The organism is Mycobacterium terramassiliense (assembly GCF_900157385.1).
Lineage (GTDB): Bacteria > Actinomycetota > Actinomycetes > Mycobacteriales > Mycobacteriaceae > Mycobacterium > Mycobacterium terramassiliense.
This window is the reverse complement of the sequence record NZ_LT717701.1, coordinates 2,607,331-2,632,800: the sequence shown is the minus strand read 5'-3', so window position 1 is coordinate 2,632,800 and position 25,470 is coordinate 2,607,331. Positions and strand designations below refer to the sequence as shown.

Here is a 25,470-nt window from a genome sequence, read left to right as displayed (position 1 = left end):
GCAACCTCAGTACGACGCGCGCGCGGCGGGCGACCTGGCCAAGTAGTCGACCGCACGTCCCACGCCGCCCAGCTTGGAGGGATGGAAGTTCGGCGTGTAGTACGCGCCGATGACTCCCAGGAATTCGAACGGCCCGGGCACCAAACCCCGCCGCGCCGCGCGGAAGTAGTCCCGCCAGCGGGGTTTGCTCCCCGGCGGCATGTGCGGGTCGACCGAGTACATGAAGCGCACACCGCGAATGAACAACCACAGCAACGACGGCGTCACCAGCAGCTGGGTGCGCACCTGCCGCCAGTACCCGGCGCGCAGGTGCTTCATGGTGTCGAACGCGACCGCCTTGTGTTCGACTTCCTCGGCGCCGTGCCAGCGCAGCAGGTCCAGCATCACCGGGTCGGTGCCCAACGCGTCGTGTTGCGGCGTGTCGAGGACCCATTCACCCAGGATGGCGGTGTAGTGCTCCAGCGCAGCAACCATCGACACGCGCTCCAGCAACCAACTCGCCCGCCGTCGCGGACTCCACCCGGGCCGGTCGCCGATGAGCTTGTTGAACAGCCACGCCATCTGGTCGGTGAACGGCGTCACGTCGATGCCCTTGGCCTCGAAGTGCGCGAGCACGCCGGCGTGCGCCTGGGAATGCATGGCCTCCTGGCTGATGAAGCCCTGCACGTCGAGCCGCAGCTGATCGTCCTTGATCAGGGGCAAGGTGTTCTTGAACGCGTCGACGATGAATTCCTCGCCCGCCGGCAGCAGCAGGTGCAGCACGTTGCAGAAATGGGTGGTGAAGGGCTCGTTGGGCACGTAATAGAACGGCAGCTTCGCCCAGTCGAATTCGACGTCACGCGCCTGCAGGACGATCCGCTCGTGATCGAGCGACGCGTCGTGCGGACCCGTGGCCTGCTCGTCGACCGTGAACATCGTGCACCCCCTTCGCACTCGGGTTGTCAGGCACTGCGTTGCGCCTCCGCCTCAGACTCGGTGATCAACTGCTCGCGCCGCAAGAACCGCACCAGGTTATCGACCGTGTCGGTGAGGGCCGGCTCCCGCAGGTGGACCTTGGCCATCGCCCGCGCGTGGCGGTACTGGGTGTTGTCGTAGCGCTTGTCCCGCATCGCGGCGATCTTGTCCGCCGACCGGACGAGGAAATCGACCAGCGGATAGAGCTGATCGCGCGGCGTGCACCGGCGGTTCAGCTGCTCCACGAACGACGGGATGTTGTGGTAGTCGAAGCGGTAGCCGTGGCGTTCGGACAGGACCCGGGTGATGTCCGTCAGGTTGTAATAGTCGTCCGCGGTCATGTTATAGACGTGCCCGCCACTGGTGGCATCCGTCGGCAAGCCCATCAGCGCCACGATGTGGTCCGCGATCAGGTCCGCGGGCAGCAGGCTGATCTGGTTGAGCGCGTCGACGGCCAACCCGTGTTCGATCATGAACGCCGTGAGCCGCACCAGGATGTCGTCCTGGCTGCCGAAGCCCGCCCGAGTGGGCGAGATCAGCGACGGCCGGTAGATGCGCACGTCGAGGCCCTGCTGCTCGGCCGCCAGGACCAACTGCTCGGCCACCCACTTGGTCTGCGAGTAGCCGAAGTCCAGGCCGCTCATCTTCGCGTTGGCGTCCCACTCCCCGACCACCGGCTCGGTGCTCCACCCATAAATGAAGGTGCTGGAGACCAAATGGAACGTCTTCCGATGGTCGGTCATGGCCAGGCGCAACAGCTCCAGCGTGCCCAGCACGTTGGCGGGGCGCAGGGCGTCGTAGGTCCGGACGTAGTTGACCAGCGCACCGTTGTGCACGATGGCGTCGATGCTGTCGGCCAGCCGCCCGAACTCCGCCTCGCCGACGCCCAGGTGGGGCTCGGCGAGATCACCGCAAACCACGCGCACCCGCGCGCGGACCTCGGCTTCCAGAGCCGGGGACCACAGCTGAGCCCGGCGCAGCGACGCGACGATGCGGTCCAGTCCGTGCCCCGGGTCCGTGGCGCGGATCAGCGCGTGGATGGTGTGCGACGTCCGCCCGAGCAGGCTGTTCACCAGGAACGGCCCGAGGAAGCCGGTCGCGCCGGTGAGCAGGATTTCGCGCACCGGGCCCGGCCGCGCCGGCGCCAGGGCCGGCAGGGGCAGCCGCGCGTCGGCGCGCATCTGCTCGGCCTCCTGCGCCTCGTACTCGGCCGAGATCTGATCCAGTGCCCGCCGCAGGGCGTCCAGCGGCTGCCCGGACCGATCGCCGAACTGCCGCATGAGCCGGAAGAACTCGGCGACCGTCAGGCGCTGGAGCAGCCGCGCGTTGACCTCCTCGACCAGCTCCCCGGCCCCGTGCTCTTCCAGCAGGGCCTGCAGGTCCGCGCGAAGCTCGGCCAGGGCCAGCGAGTCAATCCCGAGGTCGGCGAAGGAGCAGTCTTCGTACCCGGTGAGGTCGTAACTCTCGATGAGGTGGCGGAAACGGCCGAGGGGGCCCGTGCTGGCGTCCGGCCCCGTGTGGGTTTTCGGGACCCAGGTCGCCAGCACGGGCAGCTTGCCCTCCAGCCACAGCTGGCGGGTCTGCGAGCGCCTGATCTTCCCCGAGGTCGTCTTGGGGATGCTGCGCGGCGGCAGGAACACGATGGTGTGCGGATCGATATGCCCGTGCCGTCGGATCGCGCGCGCCAGAGCCTTGGCGTCGGGCAGGTCATGCTCGTCGCGCACCTCGGCGACGACGACCAACGCCTCCTCGTCCTCGCGCTCGACCGAGAAGGCGGCGACGCAGCCGTGCCGGACCTGCGCGGCCGACCGCTCCACAACCGCCTCGATGTCCGAGGGGTAGCAGTTGACGCCGCGGACGATGATCAGGTCCTTGGTCCGGCCGCAGACGAACAGTTCGCCCTCGTAGAGGAAGCCAAGGTCACCCGTCCGCAGATAGGTGTGCTCGTCGTCGCCGTGGATGCGGGCTTCGAACGTCTCCGCGGTGACGTCCGGGCGGTGCCAGTAGCCGCCACCCTTGGACGGTCCCGCCAGCCAGATCTCGCCGACCCGGCCCTCGACCAGCGCGCGCCGGGATTCGGGGTCGACGATGCGGACGACGGTCCCGGCGGCGGGCTTGCCGCTGCTGACCAGCGGGGTCTGGTTGTGGTTCTGGGCCACCGCCTTTTCCACCCGCACGACGTTCTGCTGCAGGGCCCGCTTGTTGACGACCACGGTCTGGCGGCCCTGCAGGGTCACGGCCAGTGTGTTCTCGGCCAGGCCGTAGGCACCGGTCACCGCGTCGGGGCGCAGCCCGTAGGGCGCGAAGCGTTCCCGGAAGCGGGCGAACGTCTTGGCCCGCAGCGGTTCGGCGCCGATGACCATGGACTTGAGGCTGCTCAAATCGACGCCGGTGAGCTCCGAGGCGGGCAGCTTGTCCTCGCGCAGGCAGTACTCGAGGGCGAAGTTCGGCGCCGGCGTCTGGGTGGCGCGCGCCTCGCTGATCAGCCGCAGCCACGACGAGGGCCGCTTGAGGAAGTCCTCCGGGGACATCCCGTGGGTGGTCCCGCCGAGAACCACGATGTACAGGTAGGCGGAGATCAGGCCCATGTCGTGGTGCTGCGGCAGCCAGCTGACCGCCACCTCGCTGTCCGTGAAGGCCGAGGCGTTGGCGATGACGTTGGCGTGGGTCACCACCACGCCCTTGGGATCGCTGGTGGACCCCGACGTGTACTGCAGGAAGAGCACCCGGCCGGGCGTATCGGCCACGGGTTCGCCGCCGAATTCTCGGGTGACGTCCGTCGCCACCCAGGGCAGCTCCGGGAGCCGCTCGACGTCCGGCCAGGGCAGCGCGCCCTGCCGGTGGCCCAGCAGCTCGCGGAAGGTGTGCTCGAGTTCCTTGGTCGACAGCACGGCCTTGGCCTGGGAGTCGCGCGCGATGAAGCTGAGCTTGGCCAGCCCGGCTTCGAACGACATGGGCAGCGGCGGGCTGACCGGTACGGCGATCACGCCGATGCGCGCGCAGGCGTAGAACGCGGCCACCATCTCCAGGCCCGGCGGGTACACGAGCAGCGCCCGATCACCCGGCTTCAACCCGGCCTCGGTGGATAGGTAGGCCGCCAGCTCGCGCGTCCGCTCGTCGAAACTGTCGTAGGTGTAGCGGTCGATCTCGCGACCCTCGGCGTCGACGAACCGGAACAGGGTTTGGTGTGGTCGGCGCGCTTGCCACATCCGCAGGTAGTCGATCAGCGTCTGCATCGAGGAGTCCCTTCCAGGTGGGGGTCGGTTGGGCCGAAATCAGAACTAGAAGTGCAACGTCGCAATTCGTAATTCCACGGTAAACGCGAAACTAACTCGAGAAAAGCCAATTTTAGTGCTGCACATTGATTTCACAGGCTCAACCCATCGTGCACGTGATGCAGGTCATAGTCGCGCCATTTTCGAAGCCGACGTGAAATGGCGTATGCAAATACTGCGATCAGTATCTCAGCACCCACTGTCGCGGCATATCACCAGCTTAGATCGCTATGACGTAGATACTGAGGTACGGACTTGCGGTGATAAGTATTCAATGATTCCCTTTCGACGGCGCAATTCCCGGACCGCGTATGGGATTGCAACGGCCGCAATACGTCCATTGCAGAAAGCCTTAGTCCGGCGCCGCCGGCAAGCCCGGCTTGTGACAGCAATTGTTGGCGCCGCAGCGACGACGAACCGCCAAACCGATGGACGAAGGCGCCGGCCGTCGGTCCCGGACGCCGGGCGAGGGGGGACTCATCATCTCCGCATATACTGAGATGACTTACTGATCGCCGGACCTAAAGTCGCCCAGGGGTAGGGCCGTTCCCGATGAGCACTTCCAACCCCGCCGACCGACCCGGTGCCGCACTGCCTCCCGCGGCGGCCGCAGCACCGACGGAGCCCTTCGCCCTCGGGCGAACGCGCAACCCCAAAACCCGTCGCACGGTCGACCTCGCACCCGCCCAGCATCGGGCCCTGGACATCTGGCAGCGGGAGGCCGCCGACCGCCTCGGTGTCGCCCGTGTCACCGGCCAGGAGGTTCTCTCCACGCTGGTCGACCAGTTGCTGAACGACCCCCGGCTTTCCGCCCAGATCACGCGCACCATCCAGGCGCGGCGTTGAACGCTGCGAATTACCGCCCGGCCACCTGGGCGACGCGGATGCGCGGCCCGGCGCGGGCCACCAGCCGGGTGACGCCGACGAAGCGCTCGCCGTCGATGATCGGCGACAGCGGTTCCCCGTCGGCCTCGATGATCATCTCGCGGCCGTTGACGTCGCGTATCCCCTCGCCGCGCATCGTTCCGTTGGTGAGCGCGGCGGGAAGCTGCGCGACGATCTTCGACGGCCTGACCTCCCCGGCCTGGAAATGCAGGGCACCGGGTTGGGCGGCCTTCGGGAAGAGCCGGAACGGGCCCCCGATGCGCAGGTCGATGGCGCCGGCGTGCAGCAGCCGGTGTGTCCGGGTCGGCACCTCCTCGCCGTCGATCACGACGCGGGCGCGCGTCGGGGTGAACAGGACCGACGCGTAGTTCGGCGTCTTCACCCGGCTGGGGGCGACCTTTGAGGTCAGGTAGTCGCCGAACGAGCGGGCGATCACCCGGGCGACGGCCAGGCGGCCGTGATCGGGCGAGTCGTAATACCGTTCGTAGAACCGGTTTCCGACACCACCGGCGGCCAGCCCGAAGCACAGGCGATGAAATGCCGCGCCGTCCTCGGTCTCGCCGTCGAGTTCGAGGGTGTCCAGGCGGACCTCGGGCGGGGGCCGGTCGGCCTCCGCGGCGGTTGCCAAGGCGCGGATGATCCCGTCGGCGCGACCGCGCACCCTCGCCTTGCGCGCGACGGCGTTGACGCTTCCCCCGTTGCTCGGCACGAAGGTCGGCCAGCGGTCGGGATCGGCGATGCACTGCTCGATTTCGTTGATCAGCCAATGCAGCGCGCCGTCGCCGCCATCCCCGACGAGGTGGGTGGTCCGTGGGTTGAGCTCCTTGATGGTCCTGCGGAGATCCTCGACGGACGCGGTCTCGTGCACCTCGCCCCACGGGCCGACGATCCGGCGCAAGTCGGCGGCACGGTCCGGCGCGGCGCGATTCCTGCGCGCCTGCGGGTTGACGATGATCCCTAGATACATGCCGAGCCTCCCGTCGGCCTCGGCCAGCGACGGGTGCGCGGGATTCCGCTGGTCATCCCCCGCACGATACCCGCGACGCCTGGGTGGGCGAGATCGTGCGGCACCGCCGCGGCGTCGTATTGGGCTGTTGTGCAGCGGTTTTGCGCCCGTCGGGAGCCGTCCCGTTTTCGGCGCTAGGGTGGCTGCCATGCCTGGTTGGACCGCCGCAGACCTGCCCTCGTTCGCCGGACGCACCGCGATTGTCACCGGCGCCAACGGCGGTCTGGGCGAGGTGACCGCCCGCGAGTTGGCCCGCGTCGGCGCCCACGTCGTGCTCGCGGTGCGCGACACCGGCAAGGGCGAGGCGGCGGCGGCGCGCATGCCCGGCGACGTCGAGGTGCGCCGGCTCGACCTGCAGGACCTGACCTCCGTGCGCCGCTTCGCCGACGACACCGAGCAGGTCGACGTCCTCGTCAACAACGCCGGCATCATGGCGACCAAATACGCGGTGACCGCCGACGGCTTCGAGGGTCAGATCGGCACCAATCACCTCGGGCACTTCGCGCTGACCAACCTGTTGTTGCCCAAGCTGACCGACCGCGTCGTCACTGTGTCCTCGCTGCTGCATCACATCGGATTCATCAGCCTCAAGGACCTCAACTGGCAGTCCCGCCGGTATTCGGCCTGGCTGGCGTACGGCCAGTCGAAGCTGGCCAACCTGTTGTTCACCAGCGAGTTGCAGGCGCGCTTGCACGCCGCCGGGTCTCCGTTGCGCGCACTGGCCGCCCATCCGGGGTGGTCGCATACCAACCTGCAAGGCAACTCGGGCCGGAAGTTCGGCGACGCGGCGGTGTTGGCCGTCGACCGGCTGGTTTCCACCGATGCGGACTTCGGTGCCCGCCAGACGTTGTACGCGGCATCGCAGGAGTTGCCCGGCGACACGTTCATCGGTCCCCGGTTCGGCCTGTACGGCCGCACCCAACCGACCTGGCGGAATTGGCCGGCCAAGCGCGCGGCCACCGCCGCCGCGTTGTGGGAACTGTCCGAGCAGCTCACCGGGACGAAATTCCCGCTCTGAGGCCGCCGCTGATCGGCTCGACGGGCCGGGTCCGCGAGGCGCGGTTAGATTGGATGGATAGCCAGTCGCTGAGCCCGCTCAGCTAACAGCGCAACGCAACGCCGCAAACAGGCGTGTGAGCGAGGAGGTCATCCCATGTCGACGACGGATGTGGCGGTCCTGCTCGCTTTGTTGGCCGCGCTGGCGTCCGCGGTCGGCAACGTGATCCGGCAGCGGTCCGCACAGGAGGTCACCGACAAACCGGTCGGCCACCTGACCCTGTTCGGCATGTTGTTGCGCGACACCCGCTGGTGGCTGGGTGGTCTGGGGGACATCTCCAGCTACTGCCTGCTGGCCGCGGCCCTCGACAAGGGCTCGGTGTTGTTGGTCATGTCGCTGCAGGTGACCGCGCTGCTGTTCGCGTTACCGATCTACGCGCGTGTGACGCGCCATTCGGTGACCCGCGCCGAGTGGCTGTGGGCGCTGCTGCTGGCCGTGGCACTCGCGGTCGTCATCGCGGTCGGGCAGCCCGCGGGCGGTCATGAGCGCGGGACGCTGGCAGCGTGGCTGGTGGTGGCCGTGGTGATGGGCCCACCGCTGTTGCTGGCTTTGCTCGGCGCACGGATCTGGGCGGACCGTCCGGCGGCGGCGCTGTTGCTGGCGGCGGTGGCCGGTTCGTTGCTGGCGGTGTTCTCGGTGCTGATGAAGGGCGTTGTCGACCTCATCGAGCACACACCCGGCCAGTTGTGGCACACGCCCGACCTGTACGCCTGGGTGGCCGCCGGCGTGGGTGGGATGATCTTCCACCAGTCGGCCTATCGCGCCGGTGCGCTGACCGCCTCGCTGCCGACGATCATCGTCGCGAAGCCGGTCGTGGCGGGGGTACTCGGAGTCGCGGTGCTCGGCGAGACCTTGAATGCCGACGGCACACAGTGGTTGGTGCTGGCGGTCGCGGCCGCGGCGGTGATCGTCGCGACGGTGGGCCTGGCCCGCGGCGAGGCCGCCACCATGGCCGCCGGCGCCGGGCGCGATCTGAAAATCGCCGACCAGCCCAAGGCGGCGTCGCAAGCCTGATCGGTCGGGGCGGCCTCGTCAGCCTTCGCGGATCTCGAAGGTGAACTCGTGACCGCAGATGCAGATGCGGTCGCCATCGGCCAGCGTCGCGCTGATGCGAATCCGCCGCCCCGCCACATCGATTCCGTTGGCCGACTGAAGATCGGTTATGACAAAGCTGTTGCCGGTATCGACGATCACCGCGTGGTAGCGGCTGACGGTGTCATCGTCGATGACGATGTCGTTGTCGGAGAGGCGGCCGATCCTGGTGGCTGCCCCGCCCAGCGGATGGCGGCCGCCGGCGGCATCGCGCAGGTGCGCGACGGCGGAGTCACGCGAGCCGTCGGCCGGTCGGCGAAGGGTCGCGGCGGCGCGCTTCGCCGTTGCGCGGGCGGCGCTTTCGACGTCCAACGGTTCCTGGCTCAGGATGCGCTGATGAAGACCCCGCAATGTGGGCCCTGGGTCGATGCCCAGATCGTCGGCGAGCGCCGTCTTCAGACGGGCGTAGGCGTCCAGCGCATCGTATTGACGCTCCGCGAGGTAATAGGCCGTTATCAACTGTGCCCACAACGGTTCTCGGTAGGGATGCTCCGCGACAAGGGCTTCGAGTTCGCCGATCACGGAATGCGTTCGTCCGCAAGCTATCTCGGCCTCGGCGCGTGCCGTCAGTGTCACCAGCTTGTCCTCGATCAGCGCGGCGGCGAAGGCGTCCACGAATCCGAAGTCGCGCAAATCCTCGAGCACCGGGCCGCGCCACTCGGCCAACGCCGACGACAGGCGGCCACTGGCCTCTTCGAACCGCCCGGCGGTGGCGGCCTGGATTCCGGCTCTTCGTTCGATGGCGAAGCGGCCGAAATCGCAAGCCTCGTCGGGCACGTTGAGCCGATAGCCCGGCGAAGCGCTGACCAGAACGGCCGCGGCATCCGCGCCGACGCTGCCCACCAGGCGGCGAAGCCGGGATACGTGCGCGTGCAGGCTCGCCCGGGCCTCGGGCGGTGGGCAGCGCTGCCACGCGGCATCGATCAGCGTGTCAATGGGGACGGTGCGATTCCGATTGATCAGCAGGGTGGCCAGCACGGCGCGCTGCTTTGCCGGCCCCAGCGGCAGGTCCGCGCCGTTGGCGCTCATCTGCAACGGTCCCAACACCCCAAACCGGATAGCGCCGTGGGCCATCGGACAACAATCCCTTCAGCTCGGACTCACCAGAGGTATACGCGCGCGTTGCTGCCCCCGACGCAGGTGATCCAGCTGTCCCCGGGATGCTGCTGGCAGTGGAGCAGGAAGTTGGAGCCGTTGCACAGCGCGCCGGGGACCGTCGCGCAGTCCACGGCACCCGGTGCCGAGACCGCCCGCGGCAGCGGGCTCGCGTCGCCGTATGCCGCCCAGTACGAGGTCAGCACGCTGTCGGCGAAAAGGCATGAGGTTTCCGGAGTCCCGCGTCCGGCGTGGGCGCCGAAGCCCGTGGCGGTCGGCAACGAGAAGCCCTGATCGCAGGACTGGTGCAGGCTGCTCAGGTCGGGTCCGGTGATCAGCGGGGGCAGCTCCAGCGATGCCCGCCAGCACCAGGGTCGCCGCCACCGCGATCACCGTCGGCAGCACCCACCGCCGCGGCCGCCGGCCCGAAGCGCTGTCGCGGGGCTGCGCCGTGGCGAGCGCGCCAGCCGTCAACGGCCGGGTGCCGTCCGGGTCACCCGTCGACCTCATCGCGTCGGTCACATCGTCCGCGCCGCCGCCCAGTGCCCGCTGCGCGGCGCGCGCGAGGCCACCCGCCGTTGCATACCGGTCCTCGGGGTCCTTGGCCATGCCGCGGGCCACGACTTTGTCGAGCGCCGCCGGAATCCGGGAATTCGCCGCGCTCGGTCGCGGGGGCGGCAGGGCGAGGTGCGCCGCCACCAGATGCTCAAGGCTGTCGCCGGCGAATGGCGCCTCGCCGGTCAGCGACTCGTACAGCACGCACGCCAAGGAGTAGACGTCGACGGCCGGTGTCGTCGCCCTGGCGTTAAAACGTTCCGGCGCCATGTAATTCAATGTGCCGATCTGCGTGCCCACGGTCGTCAGCCGGGGATCGGCCTTGGTTTGGGCGATTCCGAAGTCGACGAGATACACGAAATCGGCAGGGGTCACGAGGATGTTCTGCGGCTTGACGTCGCGATGGATCAACCCTTCGGCGTGTGCCGCGTCCAGGGCGGCGGCGACCTGGCTGATGATGGCCACCGCCCGTGCGGGAGGCAGAGGTCCCTCCTCGATGAGGTCGAGCAGCGTCCGGCCTTGAACCAGGCGCATGTCGATATAGAGGCTGCCGTCAATCTCGCCCCAGTCGTGGATGGGGATGACGTGCGGCTCCTGCAGCATCGCCGCCGCCTGGGACTCCCGCTGGAACCTGGTGCGGAACGTGGTGTTGGTGGACAACTCCTCGGCCAGCACCTTGAGCGCGACGGTTCGCCCCTTGCCGGTGTCGTAGGCCTCGTACACCACCCCGCCGCCGCCCTTGCCGAGCTGGCGCGTGATGTCGTATTTGCCGAACGTCGTGCCGACGCGCGAGTCCACCGCCACCGCCTCATTCCTCGGTTACCGACGCAGTATCTCCCCTGGTGGCCGGCAACGCACCTGTTTGCCGGAAAGCCGCCGCGGAGGGCCCGGCGACGCCGCGCAAGATTCGCGCAAGAAACGCGCAAGGCGTCCGCCAGAAGCTTTGCGTGACCGGGCGGCAGACCCGGACACGTTCTCAGGAGCCCGATATGACCACCACGTCCCGCGCGATGCTCGCGCTGATGGCAATGGCGACGATCAGCCTTGCGCCCACGGCATACGCCGAGCCCGACGGTCCTCAGCCGGTAGCGGCCCACGGGGTCGAGGCCCCCCTGGGGAGCGTCCCCTGGTCGCAGGTTGGACCCGGCTGGATGCTCGGCATGTGGAGCCCGGCTCCGGGATTACACACCGGCGAGTCGCCGCCCCCCGGCTCACCGACGTGGCAGACGGCCGCCATGACGCTGTACCTGGTCGACCCGGCGGGCGGCCGCTACGCGATCACCACCTTCCCGCCGCCGGGCGACGGTCCCAGCCCGAGGCTGGTCGACTGGTCGGGCGACGGGACCCGCGCACTTTTCGCCACCGAGGAGAAGGGCCGGACGGTGATGACGGAGGTCGACCTGCGCAGTGGGACGAAGACACCGTTCACCGTCGACCGCACCGACGTCACCCCCCACTACACGCGCCCCGACGGCAAGGCGCTGCTGCTGTACAAGTGGAAGGGCTCGCAACCCGCTTCGCTCGAACGCGTCGACCTTGACGGCAACCATCAGCTGACGTACCCGGTCGGGCAGGACTTCGACGGGTACCTGTCCACGCCGGACGGCACGCGGCTGGTCCTGGGCACGGCCACCGGCCTGGCCCTGATGGGCAACGACGGGGCCGCCGGCGGGGCGGTGCCGATCGCGGGGCAAAAGGACTGCACACCGCTGCGCTGGTGGGACGCGGGCTCGGCGACCGCGCTGGCCCGCTGCGAGAGCCCCGCGGGGTCCCAGCTGTGGCTGGTGCCAATCGACGGCGGCACACCGACCGCCCTCACGGCGCCGAACAACGGGCAGCACGGCCCCGACTACGGCGACCTGAACGCGTGGCACCTGCCGACCGGCACCTTCCTGCAGGCCGCCGGCGCGTGCGGCGTCGTCTTCCTCGCCAAGCTCAACGCCGACGGCACCACATCACGCGTCTCGGTCCCCGACGTGACGAGGGACAGCGTCGTCGTGGTCGGCGCCCACGGGGGCGACCTCGAACTCAAGACGAGGGCGGGCTGCGGCAGCGGCGAGTCACTCATCGACTACAACCCCGCGGCCGGCACGTCAACCGTGCTGCTCGGGCCGCCGGTCAACGGCGGCGGCGTCATCAGCGCGGTGCCCTACCCGGTCGAGCGGCAGTGAAACCCGATCGTCCGGGCCGAATTGGACGCGCCGGCCGCCGATCTCGACGAGACGACGTACCAAAGCTTCGGGATCACCGACGACGTCGTGATCTTCTTCTTCGGCCAAGACCAAGTGGTGCCGGACATCGCCGGGCCACACAAAGTCGCAGTACCCCGCAGCGAACTCGCAGCAATGCTGGCCTGATCGAGGAAAGGAACGAATCGACATGAACCGCAAAGACATTCGAACCCGCCGGAGGCGATACGCATCGGCCAGATCATGGCGCGCCCGGGCAGGCGTCATCGCGGTGGCCGCGGTGCGGGCCGCCGGGTGTCGACCGGAACGACAACGGCGCACGGTCCGGTGGCGGCGGGGCAGCCGGCGGCCCTGACACCCGACGGGCACGCCACGCGGGTCAAGGCGCCCGTCCTCTCCGACAGCGTGATCGTCGACGGCGTGAGCGGCGAGAAGCTGGTCCTCGTCGCCAAGGCCGCTGCGGACCCGGCACTTCGCTACTGGCCTACGACCCGGCGGCCGACACGTTCAGCGCGTTGCTCGCGCCGGCCGTCAACGGCGGCAGCGTGACTGAGGCGGTCGTGTTCCCGGTCGGGCAGTCGACAGGCCAATTTCAGACGAAGTTGCCCCCGGAATTCATGCCTTGGCCACATAGGTGTTTCGCAAAAGGCATTTCACAAGCGGTTTTGCTCGCCCTAGCGTCATAACCGGGCTTTGAAACCCCTATGAGAACAGCCACCCACCGACGCCCCGCCGCACGACATGCCGACAATGTGCTTGCGCACCGAACCCGCTGTGGGGCGTTAACTTCAAGGCATTAGCTGGGCTCGTAGCCGACACGGCGAATACCAGCCGCGCTAGCGGTGTTGTGTCGGTCATGGACCGGACAGGAGACCCCGAGATGACCGCACCGTCAGCGAACGGCCGGTCCGTCGGCGGCGACGCGGGGCGTGGGCGCCGCGCCCGGGCCGGCGGGTGGCACGTCATCCTCGCGACGACGGCCATGTGCTTGCTGCTGAGCGGTTGCACCGTGTCCGCCGCCGGACGCCCCGTCGCGGCCCCGAACCTGGGGCACTGGCAGCCGCCGCGGATTCTCAACGCCCGCCTGGACCACCTGCTGTTGACCGCCGGCGACGTCGATGCCGTGGGACAAACGACGAATATGGTGTTGCGCAGACCGATTTCGGAGATGTCGCACAGCGAGGACCAGGTCTCGGATCGCAATTGCCTGGACGCCTATTCGCCCGTCGAGGCCGCCGTCTACCGGGACAGCAGCTGGGTTGCGCTGGAAGGACAGTTCCTCGACAACGCCCGCGCGGCGGCCCAGCGCAAGCACGCCCTGCTGCAGGCTGTGGTCAGGTTCCGCGACGCCGACGTGGCCCAGCAATTCTTCGCCCAGGCCCAACCGCGGTGGTCCGCCTGCGCCAACCGGCCGCTGACCTTCAGCCAGCCCGGCGACCCGTCAGTGAAGTGGACGTTCGGCGGGCTGGCGGCGACCGGCACCTCGCTGAGCCTGGTGCAGACCCTCGACGGCGGCCATGGATTCGCCTGCCAGCGCGCGCTGGGAGTGCGCAACAACATCATCATCGACACGCTGTGGTGTGGCTTCGACACCGCCAACCAGGCGGGCGACGTGGTCAGCAAGATCGCGTCCGCGGTCGAGGTGTGATGTCAGGCCTTCCTGGTCGCTGACCGCCCCGACACACTGTCCGGAAAACGCTCATGCCCGCACGAGCGGCGCATACGCTTTCACGCGTGTCGCTTCTGGTGGTGGCTCCCGAGTGGTTGACCTCGGCCGCCGCGGACGTGGAGAGCATCGGTTCGTCGCTGACCGCCGCGCATCTGGCCGCCGCCTTTCCGACCGGTGGGATCGCGGCCGCCGCCGCCGACGAGGTGTCGCAGGCCGTGGCGGCGCTGTTCGCCTCGTACGGCCGGGAGTACCAGGCGCTCGGCGCCCGGGCCGGCGCGTTTGGCCAACAGTTTGTGCAGGCCCTGAACTCGGCTGCCGGTTCGTATGCGGACGCGGAGGCGACCAGCGCCCTGCTGTTGCAGCCCGTCCAACAGAATTTGCTGGGTGCGGCTAACGCAGCCACCGAGGCGGTGGTGGGGCGTCCGTTCATCGGTAGCGGGAGCGCCGCCGGGACGGGCGTGGCGGACGCGGCGATCTATGACGCGAACCTGCTCATCCAGCGCGAGTTCGGCATCTACAACTTCAGCGACTGGCGCGGCTGGGCGGCCTTCGTGCTCGACTACACCTGGGGCTCCCCCGGCACCGCGCTGGGCTACGGCGTGCAAATTATCAACGCGTTCTATCCCAACTCCAACTACGACCCCGCGCTCAGCGCGCTCGCCGGTTCCCACGTCTATCGCGGCGGTATCGGCCTGCCGGGCTTTGCCACCACCGTGGGCAACGTCACCACCCACCTCGGGACCGGGCCGGGCGCCACCGACGTCATGCTCAATCACGAAGAGGTGCACGTCTGGCAGAACAGGCTCTTCGGGCCGTTGTTCACCACCAGCTACGCCGCCTGGCTGGCGGGCGGCTACGTCGTGGGGACGGGTTACTGGTTGCTCCACCCGAACCAGGACTGGTTCAGCCTGGTCGAGACGGCCGCGTACTACGACAACCCCTGGGAAGTGTGGGCGTACGCCAACGACAACAACTGGCCCCCGCCGGGCGCGAACCCCGCGCTGCTGTGGCCGGCGTGGACGGACCCGGTGCTGCTCTATCCGGCCCGGGCGGACCTGCTGGCGCCGTTCATGTGAGATCGGGCTGTTGCTGGCCGGGCAGTGAGCGCGGTCCGATCACCGCCGTCCGGCTCGAAGAATTGCAGGTAATCCTCGGCTTTACTCGATCTTGACCGCTTGTTGAATCGCTTCCCCAACGATTGCCAACATGACTACGCTTCATCGGGTGGAGCTGGGGGTTTTGGGACCTCTGCAGGTCCGGCAGGATGGCCTGCCGGTCGCGATTCCGGGCGCCAAGCCTCGCGCGATCCTCACGATGCTGGGGCTGCACGACGGTTCCGTCGTGTCTGCCGACTCGCTCGTCGAGCTGCTCTGGGGCGACGATCCCCCGCGCACGGCGGTGAAAGCGCTGCAAACCCACATCTCGTTGCTGCGCCGCACCCTCGGCGACGGCTTCGTTTTGACGCAGGGGGCCGGCTGGGCCCTGGCCGAGACCGAGGTTGACGCCACGCGCTACAAAGCGGCCGCCCGGTTGGGCCGCGACGCCACCGCCGGCGGCGACGACAGCCGGGCGGTGGTCTGCTTCGACGAGGCGCTCGCGCTGTGGCGCGGGATCCCCGAATTGCCCGATGGCCGGCGGGGAACGCCGGAGAAGACACGGTGGATCGAGGCACATGCCGCGCTCGTGGAGGATCGGGCCGATGCGCTGCTCGCGACGGGCCGCGCCGCCGAGATCGTCGGCGAGCTCGAGGCCGCGGTGGCCGATGCGCCGCTGCGGGAAAGGCGTTGGGGTCAGTTGATGCTCGCCCTCTATCGGGCGGGCAGGCAGGGCGAGGCCCTGGGCGCCTATCAGCGGGCGCGCGCGTTGCTCGCCGACGAACTGGGGGTCGACCCCGGGCCGAATCTTCGCCGGCTCGAGGCTCTGATCGTCGCGCAGGACGGCTCATTAGAAGTCCCTGCGACACAACGTGTTTCGTCGGTAACCCGCGCCGTGACCTTCCTGCTCACCGACATCGAAGGGTCGACGGCCGCCTGGGAGGCGAACGCGGACGCCATGGCCGTGGCACTGGCGCGCCACGACGAGCTCGTCGAACAGGTCGTGACGTCGCGCGGGGGGCGCCTGATCAAGACCCGCGGCGAGGGCGACGCCACGTTCTCCGTCTTCGAGCGGCCGTCGGCGGCGGCCGCCGCCGCGATCGAGCTGCAAGACGCGATCGTCCATGAGCCCTGGGCCCTTTCGGATCCGATGCGCGTTCGGGTCGCGCTGCACACCGGGGAAGCCGAGCTCCGCGACGGCGATTACTTCGGCCGGGCGGTCAATCGCGCGGCGCGCCTGCGGTCGCTGGCCGCCGGCGGGCAGATCCTGTGCTCGGGTGCGACCGCCGAACTCGTCATCGACTCGCTACCCGACGACGTCGGGCTCGTTGACCGAGGACAGCGCGAGCTGAAGAACCTCTCCCGCCCGGAGCACGTTTTCGAGCTCCGGCTGGAAGCCGCCGACGAGACCCATCGGGCGGTGTCACTCGAGGCGCCCGTGGAGCGCCCGAGCCTGCCCCCCGTGCTGGCCGGACCCGGGCCGTTCGTCGGGCGCGGGAACGAACTGCAGCGGCTCTTTTCCGCGTGGCAGACGGCGCTCGCTGCCGGCACCAACGCCGTGTTGATCGCCGGCGAACCCGGTGTCGGCAAGACCCGCCTGGCCGGCGAATGGTCGCGACAGGCCTACGACCAAGGCGCACTTGTGATTTATGGCCGCTGCGACGAGGACCTGGGCGCGCCGTACCAGCCGTTCGCGGAGGCGCTGCGGGCGCTGCTGCCCTGCCTCGGTGCCCGCGGCCTTCGGGGGCTGCGCGGCGTGGAGGCACTGCTCGCGCTAGTGCCCGGGCTGACCGAAATCTTGCCCGATCTGGCCGCACCGACCCGTGCCGATCCGGATACCGAACGCTACGCGCTGTTCGACGCCGTCGTTGCCGTGCTGGGCGTCGCCTCCGCGAGCGCGCCCGTCGTCTTGATCCTCGACGACCTGCATTGGGCGGCCAAGCCGACGCTGTTGTTGCTGCGGCACCTGCTGCGCTTCGGCGAGCAGGCGCGGGTGCAGATCATCGGCACCTACCGCAGCACCGATCTCGACCGGTCCCATCCGCTCGCGGCGATGCTCGCCGATCTGCACCGTGACGGCAGCGGTAATCGCATACAGCTCAGCGGTTTAGACGAGGAAGACGTGACCGCCTATGTCGCCGAGGCGGGCTACCACGACGAAGAGCTGGCCCGCGCGTTGGCATCGGTCACCGGTGGCAACCCGTTCTTCCTCATCGAGGCCCTGCGCCACGTCGAGGAAAGCGGCGGCCGCTGGGACCAGAGCACCCTGCCGCAGGGGGTCCGCGAGGCGGTAAGCCGCCGTCTTACCAGGCTTTTGCCCGAGACGAACAAAGCGCTTGCCGCGGCCGCGGTGGTCGGCAGCCGGTTCGCTCTGGAGCTGGTCGAGAGCGTGGTCGGCGACGATCTGGTGGACGCGTTCGACGAAGCGGGCAAGGCCGGAATCGTCATCGAGGAACCCGGTGGCCGGTATCGGTTCAACCACGCCCTGGTCCGACAGTCGCTGCTCGCCGAGCTGCCGTCGGTGCGGCGCATGCGGCTGCACCAACGCATCGCCGCGACGCTGGAGAGCCAGCCCGGTGCCGACGACGAGCTGCTGGCCGAGCTGGCGCACCACTACTTCGAATGCGCGTGGGCGGGAAACGCGGCCAAGGCCGTCGAGTACTGCCGCCGCGCCGCCGACCAGGCGATGGCACGACTCGCCTATGAAGGTGCGGCCGACCTCTACGACCACGCCCTGCACGCGATGGAGGAGCTCGACGACGAGCTGCCCGACCGCGACGACCAGGCCGCCGAGTTGCTGGTTGCGCGTTGCGAGGCCCTCCTCGCCGCCGGCGACGTGACCTCGGCCGCGGGTGCGGTCTCGCAACTGCAGGGCGCGACAGTCGATTCGGCCCGGCTGGCGGCATGGGCCACGTGCTTCGACGGACAGCTGTCGATGCTGATCCATCCCGAGCGGCTGGACGAGGCCGAAGCCGCGCTGGCCGGGGCGGCCGCCAAGCTGGCCGAATTGGACGATGCGGCAGGCGAAGCCAAGGCCCACACGGTTCGGGCGGGGTGCCTTGCCCGCCTCGGGCGAATCGGCGACTGCGAGATCGCGCTGGACGACGCCCTGACCGCCGCGCGACGCGCGCGTGAACACCGGCGGGTGAACAGCGTGTTGGGGAACGCTCCCCTCGCGGCGCTGTGGGGACCCAACCCGGTTCCGCGTGCGGGCGGACGGTGTCTGGACGTGGTGCGGCTGCTGCGGATCACCACCGATTCGCCCGCGGTGGAGGCGACGTCGACGCGGTGCCAGGCCGTCCTGGAAGCGTTCCGCGGCCGCGCCGCGGCGGCCCGCCGGATGATCGACTCGGCCCGGCGCACGGTCACCGAGCTCGGTCTGCGCCATGCCCTTCTCGAGGTCGAGCAGTTTGCCGGGATCGTGGAGCTGGTCGTGGATGAGCCCGCCGCGGCTGAGCCCCATCTGCTCAAGGCCTACAACGGCTTTCGTCGCATGGGCCTCGACGCCGACACCGCCGAAACCGCCGCGCTGCTGGGTCGGGCCTGTCTGGCGCTCGATCGCGACGCTGAGGCCGACGAATTGTGCACCGAGAGTGAGCGTCTGGCCGGGCACGCGCTGAAGCCGTCGATTGCCTGGCGCACGCTGCGGGCGCGGCTGCTGTCCCGCCGCGGTGAGCACGTCGAGGCGCGGGGGGTCGCCCAGGCCGCCGTCAGCTTGGCCGAGCGCACCGACGCGTTGGTGGATCACGCCGACGCGTGTCTGGCGCTGGCGACGGTTTTGGGTGCCGCCGGCGACGTCACGGGAGCCCGGTCCGTCGCCGAGCGGGCGGTCGATTTGTACGAACGCAAGGGCGCTGCAGCGCTTGCCGAGAGGGCGCGCGGCATTCTCGGTGCGCGCATCGCGCCCGCCGCCGCCGCGCCACCTGAAACACCCGCGGTGGAACTGGACAACGCGTGCGTGCAAGCAGGCGAGCGAGTGATCGCTGCCGTTCATCGCAGGTCCGTGGACGAAATCGAGCAGCTGTATTCGCCCCACGCACATATTGAGAGTCGCCGGAAGATAGTCGGATTCACGCAGCTCGACTTGTCATCGGATTGGGTAAGAGCGAACACGCCCATGCTCGAGGCGGGCGGCGTGCGGATTCGACAAGTGGTGATTGCCGTGCGGGGCGAGCGCCTGGCTCTCTCTCGACTGAGGGTGGAAACCGCCGACGTGAGTCCTGGGGCGCCGTACGACGAATTTCTCGATCTATACGGCATCGACGAGGAAGGTCGATTCGCCCTCCAGTTGTGGTTCGACGTCGAAGACCTCGACGCCGCGCTCGCCGAACTGGATGCGGCGCACGCCCGGTTAGAGGCCGAGCATCTGGATACGCGCCGGCTTGAGAATGCCGCGCGTCGTGTCGATGACCAGGCATTCGCCTTGTTTGCCGAGAGCCGTTGGGAAGAACTCTCCGCGCTATATGCCGATGACATGCGACATGAAGACCGGCGGCAAGGACTGCGACGCTCCAGCACAGGCCGCGCCGCGCAAATGAGCAACGTCCGCGCGATCGCGGCGACGGGTGACGTGAAAATCACGGTGACGCCTCTCGCCGTGCGGGGTGACCGTCTCTACCTCAGCCACATGAGATTCGAGCTGCGCGACCCACAACCCGACGCGTTCAAAGTCGACATACTGCAGATTACCGAGGTCGACGACGGCGGGATGATGGTCGCACAAACCCTGTTCGACATCGACGACTTCGACGCCGCCATCGCCGAGCTCGACGCGCGTTACATCGCCGGGGAAGCGGCCGAATACTCGGGCACGTGGGCGGTGATCTCGGGCGCTTTGGTTGCCCACAATCAGCGCGAAATCGCGTCGGCGACACGGGATGTGGTGACCATCGACCACCGCCGCGTGGCGGCATTCCCGCCCGGTGAAGGTATCGCATACATCCGCGCCGGGTGGGATCTCGACCAACAGCTCGACATTTACGTCGAGGCAATACATCGGGTGAGCGAGCTCGGCGCCGTGTTCACTTGGGCGGGAATTGGAGCTTCACACGAGGGCTTCGCTGCGGAGTGGCGGAGCGTCGACCTGATGCTGGTCGACGGCGAAATGCTCAGCCGAGTAGAGGTATTCGACGAGGCAGACGTCGATGCGGCAATCGCGAGGTTCGATCAACTGAGCCGGCCGGCGCGGCGGCTCGAGAACGCCGCCTGTCACATGTTCGAGCGCATGCAAGCATGCTTTACGGCCCGCGACTGGGACGCCCTGTCGGACACGCTGGTTGAAGACTTCCACAACGAAGATCGCCGTCGAGTGGTGAATGGCGGCGTCCAACGGGGCCGAGGCGCTGCGGTCGAAACTATACGGTGGGCCGCCGACCTCGGGGTCACCCACGCGACCTCAAGTGTCATCGCGACCCGCGGAGAGCGCCTCGTCCTCGCTCATGCGCGCTACTCGCAGGGCGACGAGAACCCCGAGACGTTTCACGCCGATCCCCTTCAGCTAGCCGAAATCGATGCCGACGGGCGGCTCGCGGCGATCATCGTGTTCGACGCCGAAGACGTCGAGGCCGCCGTCGCCGAGCTCGATGCCCGCTACCTTGCCGGAGAAGCGGCCGCCCACGCGCGGATGTGGAGTGCACTGCTGGGGGCCTACGCCGCAATCAACCGGCGCGAACTCCCTAGCACGACGCCCGACTTCGAGGACATAGACCATCGGCGTGGGGCAGCCTTCGCGCCAGGAGACATGGTCGAGTATCTACGCGCCGGGTGGGATCTCGATCATGACATCCTTTTCTACATCGAAGCCGTCCACCGACTGAGCGACCTCGGAGCAGTCGTCACTCGCGGGAGGTCATGCTCTTCACCGCTCATGGCGACTCGTTCAACCGCTGCGAGGTTTTCGACGAGGCCGACCTCGACGCCGCGATCGCGAGGTTTGATCGACTGAGCCGCCCGACACCACGGCTGGAGAACGCGGCGACGCGGGTATTCGAGCGCGTCTGGCCCAACTTCGCGGCCCGCGACTGGGAGGCGCTGGCGACAGCGATGGCCGAGAACTACTGCGTCGACGATCGCCGGCGGGTGGTAAACGCCGGGGTCCGACATGGTCGAGACGCCGAGATCGAGGATCTGCAGGCGGCGGCCGACGTCGGCTTCACGATAACGATGTCGGGCGTGGTGGCGATTCGCGGAGCGCGTCTCGCGCTCGTGCAGGTTCGTGCCTCGGGCCGTGACGCCGAGGCAAGTCAAGACGTTGCCCTTAACGTCGTCGAGGTCGACGGCGACGAGCGGATCGCGGCCGCGGTCGTGTTCGACCTCGACGATTTCGACTCCGCTATCGCCGAGCTCGATGCGCGCTACCTCGCCGGCGAAGCGGCCGCCCACTCACAGACGTGGAAGATCGTTGCGGATAGCTATGCCGCGCTCAACCGGCGCGAGATCCCGCCCCTCACACGAGATTGTGTGAACATCGACCACCGCCGGGAGACGGCGTTCGGGCCCGAGGACTTGACGGCATATATGCACGCCGGGTTGGACCTGGACCCAAACATCAATGTCTTTGTCGAGCAAGTGCTTCGGCTCAATAAGTATGGCGCTGTCCTAACCTACGCAGCGCATGAGAGTTCACAAGAGGGGTTCGACGCCGAGTGGCGCGGAATCGCGGTATTGACGGTCGATGGCGCAATGGTCAACCGGATTGAGGTCTTCGACGAGCCCGACGTCGAGACGGCGATCGCGCGGTTCGGCGAATTGGGTTCGCAAACAAGGCGGTTGGAAAACGCAGCCAGCCAAGTCGGCGAGGGCTTCCTGACGCACTTTGCGGCCGCTGACTGGGTTGCCATGGCGGAGATGCTGGCCGAAGGTTTCTCCAACGAGGATCGACGTCGGATGGTGGGCGGAGGAGTCCGACACGGCCGAAGCGCCCAGATCGAGGACATGCGGGCGATCGCCGACCTCTTTAGCACGAAGGTGACGCCGACCACCATCGCGACCCGAGGGGCGCACCTTGCCCTCATGCGTCTGCGCTTCTCCGCGAGCGATCACGGGCCGGAGGCATTTCTCCTCGAAGCGGACGGCGTCGTCGAGATCAACGGCGACAAGCGAATCGTCGCAGTCGTCTTCTTCGACGTCGACGACACTGACGCCGCCTTTGCGGAACTCGACGCGCGATACCTTGCCGGCGACGCGGCACCGTACGCGCGGGCGTGGCGACTCGGACTGGACACGATCGCGGAGCTCAACCGCCACGAGCGGGGCCCCTTGACCGAGCAGCTTGCGTACGCCGATCATCGACGCGTCCCGTTTGCGTCGGGCGAGGAGTTCGGACGTGGCGTCGAGGAGCTGTGGGAGCTTGTGCCCGACGCACGCTACCGGGTGAAGACGGCACATGCGCTTGCCGCCCATGGGAACGTCGTCACCCTTGTCATCGAGGGCACCGACGCACACGGGAACCAATTGCAGTGGGGCCGAATCATTGTGTTCGCTTGCGATGAACCACGGGTGGAGGTGTACGAGGAGGACGATGTCGACGCCGCGCTCGCGAGGTTCGAGGAGCTCCGGCCACATCGGCTTGAGAATGCCGCCACGCGGAGGTGGGTGCACGTAGCCGACGCGTTCAACCGCCGCGACTTGGCCAGGCTGCTGACCCTCACGAGTGGCGACGGACGCTACGAGCAGAGGAGAAAAGGCCTGCGCGACCTCCTGGAAGGCCCAGCGCGGCAGCAGGCCGCGCGAGCCCTCCTCGAAACGGCGCCCGACACCTGGCAATTGGAGGTAGAAACCATTGCGATCAGGGGGTCTCGCCTATCGCTGACCCGCGAGCGTTTCCGCGACATCGATGAGGCCGATCGACCGGTCGCCATCGAGCTGTTGCGGGTCACGGAAGTCAGCAACCGCGCCCACGATACCGTGAGCTTCGACCCCGATGACATCGACGCCGCCTTTGACGAACTCGATGCGCGGTACCTCGTCGGCGAAGCCGCTGCCCACGCCCACACGTGGTCGGTAATTGCAGGGGCCTACGCTACCTTCAATCGGCACGAACTTCCCGCGCCGACGACGCGGGCTCCGGTTTACATCGATCATCGGCCGCTCCTATCGGTCGAGGGGGCCGATCTCGCCGCTTCTCTTCGCGCCATGTTGGACCTCACTTCGGACGTCTGTGTCTACATCGAAGCCGTGCACCGGCTGACCGAACTCGGAGCCGTCGTCACCCAGGTGGTCAAGGGGACCTGGCAAGGAGGCTCTGATGCGGAGTTGCGGATGATCGCGATGTTCACAGTCGACGGCGACTTCCTGACCCGCTGCGAAATCTTCGACGAGACAGACCTAGACGCCGCAATCTCGCGATTCGGGCAGCCGCAGCCCGAGCCACGGCGACTCAAAAATGCGGCAGGCCACGCGGCCGAGCGCTTTCTGGTGCACTTTGCGGCGCGCGACTGGGACTCCATGGCGGAGATTCTGGCCGCCGACATTTCAGTCGACGATCGCCGACGCGGAATCAATGCCGGCACCCGATACGGCCGGGATGCTGCGATCGAAGACTTGCGCGCGAGTGTGGATGCCGGGTTCACCACTGCGACCTCCATGCTCATAGCGGCTCGCGGTCGGCACCTGGGCCTAGTGCGTGTCCACTTTTCCGAGCGAGTCGAGCGGCCAGAGGCGTTCCTGGTCGATGTCCTTCATGTCGTCGAAACCAATGCCGAGGGCCAGACCGCGGCAGTCGTGATATTCGACGTCGACGATGCTGAGGCCGCCTTCAATGAACTCGACGCGCGATACCTCGCCGGTGAAGCCGCTGCCCACGCCCACACGTGGGCCCTCGTCACGCGCGCCTATGAAGCGCTCAACAGACGCCAGCTCCCGGAGACCACGGCGGACTGGGTAAATGTCGATCACCGGCGGCTCGCACCGATCGCAACCGGTGACCTTCGCGAATACCTCGTTGCCACATGGGATCTGTCGCCGCAATCCGGAATCCGCATCGAGGCTGTTCATCGGTTGAGCGACCTGGGAGCAGTCGTGACACAGGTCGTGGAGGGCACCTCACACCAAGGTTTTGACGCCGAGTGGCGCACCATCGACCTTTCGACGTATGAGGGCGACAAGATCAATCGCTGCGAGCTGTTCGACGAGCAAGACCTGGACGCCGCGCTCGCGCGTTTCGATGAGCTCGATCGGCCGGCCCCAACGCCTGAGAACGCCGCGACGCGAATCTGGTCGCGGCTAGCCGACGCGTTCGACCGACGCGACTTGGACGGCTTCTTGGCCCTCACCACCGCCGACCTGCGCTATGAGGACCGGCGCAAGGGCCTGCGGGACGAATTCGAAGGCCCCGCAAGGCGGAAGAACATGCAGGCGATGTTCGACGCCGCGCCCAGCGGCTCCCGTTTGACGGTTGAAGCCATCGCAACCAGGGGCCAGCGTTTCTCGCTGACCCGCGCGCATTACGGCGACCCCGATGACGCCGATGCACCGATTGTCGAGATGTTGCAGATCACAGAGGTCAGCCGCGACGGCCTCATGCACGGTTGCGTGAGCTTCGACCCTGACGACATCGACGCCGCCTTCGCAGATCTCGACGCCCGGTACCTTGGCGGCGAAGCGGCGTCCCACTCACACGCGTGGTCGCTCATCGTGCAGGCGTACGCGGCGGCTAACCGTTACGAGCTGCCGCCGACGACGCCGGATTGGGTGAACATCGACCATCGGCGAGGGAGAGCGTTCGCGCCTGGCGATATGGAGGCTTACCTCCACGCAACATGGGATCTCGCCGAAGACGTCAAGCTCTACATCGAAGCCGTGCATAGGTTGAGTGATCTCGGAGCCGTCGTCACCCACACGGCGTATGGAACCTCGCGCGAGGGCTTCGATGCCGAGTGGCGAGAGGTCAACTTGTTGACGGCTGAAGGCGACATGATCAACCGTTGCGAGGTCTTCGACGAGGCGGATATCGACGCCGCGCTCGCGAGGTTTGACGAACTCGAGCGGCCACGTTCGCACGAAACAACATGAGGCATCGCTCGCGCTGAATCCCTTTTATTTCAATGACTTTCGCCGAACCGAGGGATTGACTCCCAAACTATGAGCTCACGAAACTGTCAGCCCGGCAACCCGTTCGCCCCGTTCGGTCCGAAGAAGTAGTACCCGCCGAAGCCGCCCTGTCCGCCGACGCCCGGGACGACGCCAGTTCCGCCGTTGCCGCCGGCGCCCCCGATGCCGAAGAGAAGTCCGCCGTAACCGCCCTGGCTCCCGTTACCGCCGAAAGCCAAGCCGGGCGCACCGAAGCCGTTGCCGCCGTGGCCACCGAGGCCGAACACCAGGCCGCCGAGCCCGCCGAGCCCGCCGGTGCCGCCGTGGCCGCCGGCCTGGGCCGCCCCGCCGTCGCCGCCGGCTCCGCCGATGCCGAACAAGGAACCCCCGGCATAGATGCTGCCGGCGCCATCGCTGAACACGTAGCCGTTGTCACCGCCGTAGCCGCCGGGACCGCCGGTGCCGCCGGCGGTCAGGGCCGTTCCGCCCGCTCCACCGTGGCCGCCAAGGCCGAAGAGGATGCCGCCGCCCCCACCGCCCTGGCCACCCTGGCCGCCGATGTTGCCGGCG

11 protein-coding genes and 3 pseudogenes are annotated in these 25,470 nt (G+C 68.1%); 8 read left to right on the top strand and 6 right to left on the bottom strand.

Features of this window, described 5'->3' with window-relative positions:
• Positions 1-6 precede the first annotated feature (6 nt).
• Together MTAB308_RS26975 and MTAB308_RS26970 are read right to left on the bottom strand one after the other, a co-directional pair.
• Positions 7-915: a metal-dependent hydrolase gene (locus tag MTAB308_RS26975; protein WP_077103763.1), complete on the bottom strand. Its 909-nt coding sequence runs from the start codon at positions 913-915 to the stop codon at positions 7-9.
• 26 nt (positions 916-941) lie between these two features.
• Positions 942-4,190, bottom strand: coding sequence for a thioester reductase domain-containing protein (locus tag MTAB308_RS26970; protein ID WP_077103761.1), 3,249 nt, complete (start codon positions 4,188-4,190; stop codon positions 942-944).
• A gap of 591 nt (positions 4,191-4,781) precedes the next feature.
• On the opposite strand from MTAB308_RS26970, the gene MTAB308_RS26965 reads away from it, so the two are divergent.
• Positions 4,782-5,075 carry a hypothetical protein gene (locus MTAB308_RS26965; protein ID WP_077103759.1) on the top strand — a complete coding sequence of 98 codons (294 nt, stop codon included), beginning with the start codon at positions 4,782-4,784 and terminating at the stop codon, positions 5,073-5,075.
• A 10-nt stretch (positions 5,076-5,085) separates the two neighbouring features.
• Here the strand turns inward: MTAB308_RS26965 and MTAB308_RS26960 are convergent, their stop codons facing one another.
• On the bottom strand, positions 5,086-6,081 hold the full coding sequence (locus MTAB308_RS26960) for a diacylglycerol/lipid kinase family protein (protein WP_077103757.1): 996 nt from the start codon (positions 6,079-6,081) through the stop codon (positions 5,086-5,088).
• 187 nt (positions 6,082-6,268) lie between these two features.
• Between MTAB308_RS26960 and MTAB308_RS26955 the strand changes: the two genes are divergently transcribed.
• Complete coding sequence (locus MTAB308_RS26955; protein ID WP_077103755.1) at positions 6,269-7,138, top strand: oxidoreductase; 870 nt, start codon at positions 6,269-6,271, stop codon at positions 7,136-7,138.
• Positions 7,139-7,273: 135 nt separating this feature from the next.
• Entirely contained in the window at positions 7,274-8,191 is a 918-nt protein-coding gene (locus MTAB308_RS26950) for a DMT family transporter (protein ID WP_077103752.1), read from the top strand.
• Between the two features lie 18 nt (positions 8,192-8,209).
• Here MTAB308_RS26950 and MTAB308_RS26945 read toward each other — a convergent pair whose 3' ends face one another.
• Positions 8,210-9,343: a BTAD domain-containing putative transcriptional regulator gene (locus tag MTAB308_RS26945; protein WP_077103750.1), complete on the bottom strand. Its 1,134-nt coding sequence runs from the start codon at positions 9,341-9,343 to the stop codon at positions 8,210-8,212.
• Between the two features lie 15 nt (positions 9,344-9,358).
• Positions 9,359-10,723, bottom strand: a complete 1,365-nt coding sequence (locus MTAB308_RS26940; RefSeq protein ID WP_342744176.1) for a serine/threonine-protein kinase — start codon at positions 10,721-10,723, stop codon at positions 9,359-9,361.
• 185 nt (positions 10,724-10,908) lie between these two features.
• Here MTAB308_RS26940 and MTAB308_RS26935 point away from each other — a divergent pair, with 185 nt between their 5' ends.
• The 5 genes and pseudogenes from MTAB308_RS26935 to MTAB308_RS30395 all read left to right on the top strand — a co-directional run.
• Positions 10,909-12,090 carry a TolB-like translocation protein gene (locus MTAB308_RS26935; protein WP_245831506.1) on the top strand — a complete coding sequence of 394 codons (1,182 nt, stop codon included), beginning with the start codon at positions 10,909-10,911 and terminating at the stop codon, positions 12,088-12,090.
• Between the two features lie 21 nt (positions 12,091-12,111).
• Entirely contained in the window at positions 12,112-12,276 is a 165-nt protein-coding gene (locus MTAB308_RS26930) for a DUF3298 domain-containing protein (protein WP_157901027.1), read from the top strand.
• 712 nt (positions 12,277-12,988) lie between these two features.
• A complete protein-coding gene (locus MTAB308_RS26920; RefSeq protein ID WP_077103746.1) occupies positions 12,989-13,756 on the top strand; it encodes a sensor domain-containing protein in 768 nt (255 codons plus the stop codon).
• 86 nt (positions 13,757-13,842) lie between these two features.
• Positions 13,843-14,241, top strand: a pseudogene (locus MTAB308_RS30100) (PE family protein); the annotation flags it as partial.
• Between the two features lie 760 nt (positions 14,242-15,001).
• Positions 15,002-24,861: pseudogene (locus MTAB308_RS30395) on the top strand (BTAD domain-containing putative transcriptional regulator); the annotation flags it as partial.
• 107 nt (positions 24,862-24,968) lie between these two features.
• Here MTAB308_RS30395 and MTAB308_RS29130 read toward each other — a convergent pair.
• Positions 24,969-25,470 (bottom strand): annotated as a pseudogene (locus tag MTAB308_RS29130) (hypothetical protein); the annotation flags it as partial.